Source organism: Mesorhizobium sp. M2A.F.Ca.ET.067.02.1.1 (assembly GCF_004023285.1).
GTDB lineage: Bacteria > Pseudomonadota > Alphaproteobacteria > Rhizobiales > Rhizobiaceae > Mesorhizobium.
The window spans coordinates 1-2,632 of record NZ_RZSB01000801.1; the positions used below are offsets into that span (position 1 = coordinate 1).

At 64.7% G+C, this 2,632-nt stretch carries 4 protein-coding genes; 1 reads left to right on the top strand and 3 read right to left on the bottom strand.

Annotated features, from left to right (window positions below):
- The coding region (locus EOA28_RS31985; RefSeq protein ID WP_128315669.1) for a N,N-dimethylformamidase beta subunit family domain-containing protein at positions 1 to 1,498 on the bottom strand (1,498 nt) is incomplete at its 3' end.
- Between the two features lie 149 nt (positions 1,499 to 1,647).
- Between EOA28_RS31985 and EOA28_RS31990 the strand changes: the two genes are divergently transcribed.
- Complete coding sequence (locus tag EOA28_RS31990; protein WP_127252844.1) at positions 1,648 to 1,896, top strand: ParB N-terminal domain-containing protein; 249 nt, start codon at positions 1,648 to 1,650, stop codon at positions 1,894 to 1,896.
- Between the two features lie 173 nt (positions 1,897 to 2,069).
- On the opposite strand, the gene EOA28_RS40570 is transcribed toward EOA28_RS31990, so the two are convergent.
- Positions 2,070 to 2,276 (bottom strand): hypothetical protein, encoded by a 207-nt coding sequence (locus EOA28_RS40570; protein WP_245463309.1) that lies wholly within the window; start codon positions 2,274 to 2,276, stop codon positions 2,070 to 2,072.
- Positions 2,230 to 2,632, bottom strand: a 403-nt coding sequence (locus tag EOA28_RS31995; protein ID WP_281060940.1) for a 2OG-Fe(II) oxygenase family protein, incomplete at its 5' end; no start/stop codon positions are given. The genes EOA28_RS31995 and EOA28_RS40570, both read right to left, overlap by 47 nt.

The following is a 2,632-nucleotide window of genomic DNA, read 5'->3' on the forward strand; positions in this document are numbered from 1 at the left end:
TGCCGTTGCCGCGCTTGACCTTGTCGAGATTGGCGTCGCTCGCCTCGCCGAAAAGCGTCTCGGCGGTGAAGCGGCCATCCTCGTCGGTGAGGAACTGGTCCTTGATCGGGATGTCGGCGCTTTCCTCAACCTGGCTCGCCATGCCGACCGCCAGCACCTGCAGGCCGTCGGGCGCGCCGCTGTCCGCGGTTGGATAGGGCAGGCCGCCGCGGATCTCGAAATCGAGGCCGTCGACCTCATAGCCATAGACATGGCTGTCGGCGCCGAGCAGGTCGCCATAATAGATGCCGGTGCCTGCGAAGGCCCAGTGCTCGGGACGGTAGACCGGAAAGCCGCGTACGCCGCGCGGGGCGCAGCCGCCCCAGCCGGCATAGACGCCTCGCGTCGCATTGAGGCCGAAGGTGGCGCTGCCGGGGCGGCCGATCTCGGACGCTTCCCAGGAATTGGTGGCGCGGGTGACGTCACCGCCGCGATAGGCCGGGTCTTCCGCGCGCGCCTTGTACTTGTAGCAGACCTGGCGGCGGCCTTGGTCTTCCAGCCTCGTCTGCCACATGAAATTGCCGGCAAAGCGCGCCGCATGCCCGCCGCGGGTCACATAGTTGTCGACCGCGTCGCGCATTTCCCAGGTCCAGTACTCATCGTGGCCGACGAAGACGACACATTCGTAACCATCGAGGATCTCGGGCGAGAAATGCAGCTCGTGCTGGCTGGCGAGATCGACCTGGTAGCCGGCGCGTTCGGCGAAGCGGAAGAAATGGCTGTCATAGCTTGCCCAGCCGGAGGAGGCGTATTTCTTCGAATGCCCAGTGGCGAAGGCCCATTCCATATGCGGGTAGCGCGGCACGGTCTTCGGCGGCATGGCGACTTCGACCGGCACGCGGGGCGCGTCCTTGGGCAGCACGACGAAGCCGCGGCACCAGGGACGCTGGGTCGATACGATGGTCGCGTATTGGTCGCGGTTCGGGCCGGTGATGCCCTGATAGTGGTTCGAGCCGCCCCAGGTGTTGTAGGCGGTCCAGGTGCCGGTGGCGGCGACCTGCAGCAGGCGGCCCGGCTTGCGGCCGGGCCGGGGCGCGACGATGAAGAGATGGTGGCTGCGGATTGGATTGCCGTCGCGGCCTTCGGCAAGAAGCGCGATGCGATAGGCGCCCGACGGCCAGTCGTCGCCGATGCGGAATTCGAACGACGCCTCCCAGCCGCAACCTTCGACCGAGCATTGGTCGGGCGTATCCTGCCAGCGCGCCGACAGGCCTGCTCCCTCGAAGACCTTGGTCTCGGCGGCGCCGTCGCGGATGACGGCGATGCTGAAGTGCGGCGCCGACGAACTGACGAAAAGCGTGACGATTTCGCCCGGACGATAGGAAAACCGGTCGCTGTAGCACCAGATCTCACCGCGCTCGCCATCCATCCCCGGCCATTCGTAATAATGGCCGCGTACCGCCTCGCGGCGCTGCTCGGGCGTCAGCCCGAAATCGGGAAATTCGGTGAGCAATTGCATCAAGCTGGACCTGAGATCACGAAGCCGTCATTGAGACCATCGGCCGGCCAAGCGTCAAATGGAAAGCATCGGGCCAGCAGGTACCCGCGTTTGTCGATATCCGGCAAACGGATTATTCATTGGGCGTTGTTCAGTGCCAGGGAGCCGACATGCTGCGTGTGCAAAAGGTCAAGGTCGACGACATCTACGTGCCGACGGCGCGCCGCAAGACGCTGCACCCCGAGACCGTGCGCTATCTTGCCGAGGATATTCTCGAGAACGGGATGAAGACGCCGATCCAGGTGCGGCACGACGGCAAGCGCCACATCCTGGTCGAGGGACTGCACAGGCTCGAAGCCGCGAAATGGCTGGGCGAGACCATGATCGATGCCTATCTCGTCCAGGCCAAGCGCCACTAAGGTGTGTCGATATTCAGGTGATGCCGGCCTGCAAACGCCGGCTTTCTGCGCTCCCGGTGCTCACGTACTCAAAAGTACGCTCCGCTCCGGTTCTCGAAAGCCACCGTTTTCGACTCGGCCTGACCTGAATCTCAACACACCTCAACCGGCTGCGGTCTCTAAGGATTGCCGATCTACGAAGCCTTGGCCCGCCGCGGCTGGCGCAGATGCCTGACGCCGCTCATTTCGACGAATTTCGTCGCCGTGTCCCAGAGATAGTCGCCATAAAGGAACGGCTCGAAGGGCTCGGCGCCCTCGAGCGGCAGGGGAGCGATCTCGGCGTCGACGCGTGGCTCATAGAAGAACGGGATCGAGAAGCGCGCCTGTTTGGGCGCGATCACCCGATGCCGGGTCGCCCGCACCCGGCCTGCGCTCCAGCAGCTGTCCGAAATTGACGGCGAGCGTGTTGTCGGCGGGCGGCACGTCGATCCATTCGCCGGCAAGGTTTTTTGCCTGCAGGCCTTCGACGCCGTCCTGCGCCAGCAAGGTGACGAAACCGGAATCGGCATGCTCGCGGCCGATGATGGTCCGCATCTCGCCTTTGTGGAGTACGGAGAAGTCGGGACCGCTGAGGTCGACGCCGCTGTTCGGGTCACGCAACGGGTAGCGGATCAGGCGCAATGTCGAGATGCCGCCCTCGAAATCCTTATCGAAAATGGTCTCGGTCAGCCCCAGGCCGCGCGCGACCGAGCGCAGC